A 4,210-nucleotide genomic window follows, 5' to 3' on the forward strand; every position below is an offset into this window, starting at 1 on the left:
GATGCTTTTTTAGGCTTGCTGTTTGCCAATCTCAGCATGGGGCAGTGGTTGTGTGTGCCGATGGTGCTGGGCGGCATTGGCTTGATGGTTTGGGCCCGTCAAAAGGCCAAGTGAGGCGACATGAACCCAGAAAATCTGTGGGCTGCACAGCAGCGTGCCTATGCTGACGACTTGACGGCGTTGGCGCTTGAAACCGACGCTGGCCTGCGCTACAGCGGGCAAGACCTGGACCGTGGCTCGGCCATGATGGCCAACTTGTTGCGGTCGCTGGATTTGCCCGAGCGCAGCTGTGTGGTCGTTCGGGTTGCCAAATCCATTGAGGCCAGGATACTTATTGAGGCCACCGAGCGAACCGGTCATGTGTTTTTTCCCTTGGACAACGAGGGCTCAAACACCGAAATGGCGCAGGTGGTGGCAAGCGCCCAACCCGCTGTGGTGGTGTGCAGCGCGGCCCATTTCGGCTGGGTCAGCAAGATTGCATTCAAGTCCGGTACGCAACACGTGTTCACTTTGAACGATGACCGCACCGGCAGCTTGCTCGCGCGCGCTGTGCACCACAGTGACCAGCACCCCCTTTGATCTGCCCGAGGTGTCGACGGGCCGCTGAACGCAGCCATTTCCGGCGGTTGTTCACTTCAGGGACGCGTTTCTCTCATGTACTTTTTGGATGTGCTGGGCCGCCTGCTCCGGGGTGATGTCTTGGTTGAGCACTTTCACGTTGGCATACCAAAGCTCCTCTTCCATGGAGGGCCAGACCCGGTTGATTTTTTGGGCGTTCAGGCGGATCGTGTCTTGGCACTCGCTACGCCAGCGCATCATTTCTTGGCCAAGCGGGTCGTTGATTCTCACTTTGTGGTCCGCCAAAGGAAAGTAGCCGGTCAGTGTATCGGTGAGCAGCTGGGCAAAATCGGCCGTGCCCAGCCAATCGATGAACTGGAGCGCTGCAGCCTGGTTGGGGCTGTTCTTGTTCACACCAATGCCGAAATCCGGGTGCACCGAGATGTGGCAAGCCTGACCTTCGTGCTCAACCGGTGGCTTGAACACCCCCAGGTCGATGGGTTTTTTGTAAGCAAAGCTGGTGTTTCGTAAAAAGTCGATGTCCCAGGATCCGGAGGGGTAGATGGCGGCGTTGCCGGTGGCAAACAGCAGCTGGATGTCGCCGTTGGACATGCTGTTTTGCTCGGGGTGCATGTACGGCTTGAGTTGCGCCATCATCTGCCAAGCTTTGATGAAGCCCGGGTCGGTGAATTTGACGGTGCCGTCCATCAGCCCTTGGCGGGCTTTTTCACCTTCCCAAAAATTGGGGCCGAGGCCAGTGAACACCACTTGAGTGGATTCCCACATGTCGGCAGTGCCCAAGGCCAACGGGGTCACGGTCTGCTTGGCCTTCACTTGGCCGAGCAATTGGTAGAACTGGTGCCAAGTGGTCGGAGGCTCCAGTTTCATGTCGCGGAGTATTTTTTTGTTGTAAAACAAGCCGTGCATCACATAGGCCACCGGCAGGCAATAAGTGGTGGTCCCGTCGTCTGTGGTCCAAGCGCGGCGGGCTTGCGGGTTGAAGTTCTTCAGTGCCTCCTCTTTCAGGGGCATCAGATAACCTTTGGCCTGCATGCGCACGCTGGCGTCAAAGGGCCTGCAAAAAATCAGGTCACCAGCCCGTCGGGTGGACAGCCGGGCCTCGAGTCGCGAGTCGTAGCTCAGGGGCTCCTCCGGTTTGAACTGCAACTTGATCTCGGGGTGCGCTCTGTGAAAAGCCGGAATCAGCACTTTGTCCCAAAAAATCTGATCGTCCTTGCGCCAGCTTTCGATGGTCAAGGCTTGGGCATGCGCAAGCCCTGAGCACAGCAGGCCGCTCAGCCAAGCTCCGATCCAGAGCGTGCGCCAAGCGGTTTGTCCGTGGGCTGTGTGACGTCGATAGGCGTTTTTGAATGTATTCATGACCGTCGTGGGCAGGTTTAAATGAATACATTTTATGTAATATTTTCAGACAAAGGCACAAGAATCCGCCTGCGCGCGCCATCGTGGCTCAAGACAGACAGAACGGGTCTGCCGCCGACCGTGTTCAGCGCAGCACCAGCACGGGAATGTGCGAATGGGTCAACACTTGAAGTGTTTCGCTGCCCAAGAGCAGGCGCTTGATGCCTTTTCGACCATGCGATGCCATGACAATCAACTCGGCCTTGTGCTTCTTGGCCGCTGCGATGATGGCGTCCGACACCACATCGGACTTGACGGTCACCGCTTGGCTGCTGACCCCCTTGGCTTTGGCCGACTTTTCGACAGCGGCCAGCAGCGATTGGGCCGATTCCATCCATTGCTTTTCCACGCGCGCGATGTCTTCGACCGGCAAGGGAATGCTGCCTTCAAAATAAGCTTGGGGGTAGCGTGGCACCACTTTGAGTGCGATCAGTAGGGCGCCGCAAGTGGCGGCCAATTCAATGGCGCTGGTCACGGCTTTTTTGGACAGGGTGGAGCCATCGGTGGCCACGAGAATGCGTTGGTACATGTTGTGCTCCTGAACAAAATGAAAACCCCAGTTTAAGAGCGCGACAAATGCCACCGCTTGATGTAGATCAAGCGTTCAGTGGTTCATCTGCCGTATCTTCAAAACATGCCCCGAGCCCATGTTTTGCCCACCACGCATGCCAACAGCTCTGCTGCAGTTGCAGTCGCGGCGGTCACTGGGTCAGTGAAGGGTGAGGTGGAGGTGTTTCAGACACCGGCCTGACATCAGGCGAACAAGCCTTTGTAGAGCATGTAAGCAGCAAGCACATACAGCACGCTGGCGAAAATCCACTTGAGTTGTTTCACCGGCAGTTTGTGCGCCGTGGCGGCACCCAACGGCGCCATGAACACACTGCACACGGCAATCACCCCCAAGGCCGGCAGCCACAGATAGCCAAAGCTGTCAGCAGGGAGGTCTTGCACCGTATGGCCACTAACCACATAGCCGGCCACATTGGCCAGTGCAATCGGAAAGCCCAGCGCTGCGCTGGTGGCCACTGCGTTGTGGATGGCCACATTGCACCAGGCCATGAAAGGCACGCTGATGAAACCACCACCAGCCCCCACCAGACCCGAGAGCAGGCCGATCAAGCCGCCCGCGCCCAGCAAGCCCTGAAAGCCGGGAACTTGGCGCGATGGCGCAGGTTTTTTGTCCAGAAACATTTGTGTGGCCGAAAAGCCCACAAATAATGCAAAGAACAAAGCCAGGTAAGTGCCCTTGGCAAAGGCGAAAATGCCCAAGCTGCCGATCAAACTACCGATCACGATGCCCGGAGCCAGGCCTTTGACCAAATCCCAGCGCACGGCTTTTTTCTTGTGGTGGGCACGAACGCTGGAGACGCTGGTGAAAATGATGGTGGCCATGGACGTGGCAATCGCCATCTTGACGGCCAAGTCAGGGCTGACGCCTCTGGCCCCCAACATGTAGGTCAAGAACGGCACCATGATCATGCCGCCGCCAATGCCGAGCAAGCCTGCCAAAAAGCCTGTGCACAGGCCAAGAACAGCCAATTCGGCCAACAGCAGAGGTTCGATGATCATGGAGGAATGGGGAGATAAAAAAGAAGGTGTCTGCAAGTGCCACCGGACCGGCATCCTGAACCGGGGTTCAGGTGGGCGAGGGCAGACTGGCGTTGGGTTCATCTGACGCGAGATGATCACGCTCACCAGCCAATGTACCAAGCCCGGGCTCTAAGAGCATTGGTTCAAGGAAATATAAAGCCCGGCATGCACTGCAGACAGAGCGATTGTAGAGGCTAAACAGCGACGCGGGCCGTCGCCTACACAACAACGCTCGGCACCCCATGCATCTGCATCAAAGCAGTTGGCCGTCTTTTTCAATCACACCATCAAGGCGCTGCAGCAATTGCGTCAGGCGCACCTGCGCGTCGGGTTGCAAGTCACTCGCGGCCGCAGCATGAGCAGCGGGTATAGGCGCTTCGACTTGTTCGAAAGCCAAGTTCAGCGCAGCCAACACGGCAATGCGGTCACGCGCCTTGATCTTGCCGGCGTCGCGGATCTTACACATGGCTTCATCCACCTTGCGCACCGCGCCCAGCAAGCGTTCTTCGCCGCCTTCAGGGCAACCCAGAATGTAGCTTTGGCCCATGATCTGGACATCTATTTGTTTGTTGCTCATGCGGATGCCTCATGCGAAGCAGTTGGGGCAGAAGGGGGCAAGCGCTCGATGAGCGCGTCCACCCGG

At 57.5% G+C, this 4,210-nt stretch carries 5 protein-coding genes and 1 pseudogene; 2 read left to right on the plus strand and 4 right to left on the minus strand.

The annotated features are described in order from the left end of the window. Positions 1-114 (plus strand): annotated as a pseudogene (locus Q0341_RS02900) (prolipoprotein diacylglyceryl transferase); the annotation flags it as partial. A 6-nt stretch (positions 115-120) separates the two neighbouring features. Beyond that, positions 121-579, plus strand: coding sequence for an AMP-binding protein (locus Q0341_RS02905; protein WP_299510429.1), 459 nt, complete (start codon positions 121-123; stop codon positions 577-579). 51 nt (positions 580-630) lie between these two features. On the opposite strand, the gene Q0341_RS02910 is transcribed toward Q0341_RS02905, so the two are convergent. The 4 genes from Q0341_RS02910 to Q0341_RS02925 all read right to left on the minus strand — a co-directional run bounded on the left by Q0341_RS02910 (position 631) and on the right by Q0341_RS02925 (position 4,144). Beyond that, complete coding sequence (locus Q0341_RS02910) at positions 631-1,938, minus strand: ABC transporter substrate-binding protein (RefSeq protein WP_299510430.1); 1,308 nt, start codon at positions 1,936-1,938, stop codon at positions 631-633. A 124-nt stretch (positions 1,939-2,062) separates the two neighbouring features. Beyond that, the gene (locus Q0341_RS02915) at positions 2,063-2,506 is read right to left on the minus strand and encodes a universal stress protein (protein ID WP_299510431.1); all 444 of its coding nucleotides are present in this window, start codon (positions 2,504-2,506) and stop codon (positions 2,063-2,065) included. A 224-nt stretch (positions 2,507-2,730) separates the two neighbouring features. Beyond that, positions 2,731-3,546 (minus strand): sulfite exporter TauE/SafE family protein, encoded by an 816-nt coding sequence (locus Q0341_RS02920; RefSeq protein ID WP_299510433.1) that lies wholly within the window; start codon positions 3,544-3,546, stop codon positions 2,731-2,733. A gap of 274 nt (positions 3,547-3,820) precedes the next feature. Next, positions 3,821-4,144: a cell division protein ZapA gene (locus Q0341_RS02925; RefSeq protein ID WP_299510435.1), complete on the minus strand. Its 324-nt coding sequence runs from the start codon at positions 4,142-4,144 to the stop codon at positions 3,821-3,823. Positions 4,145-4,210 lie beyond the last annotated feature (66 nt).

The organism is uncultured Limnohabitans sp. (assembly GCF_937889215.1).
GTDB lineage: Bacteria > Pseudomonadota > Gammaproteobacteria > Burkholderiales > Burkholderiaceae_C > Limnohabitans_A.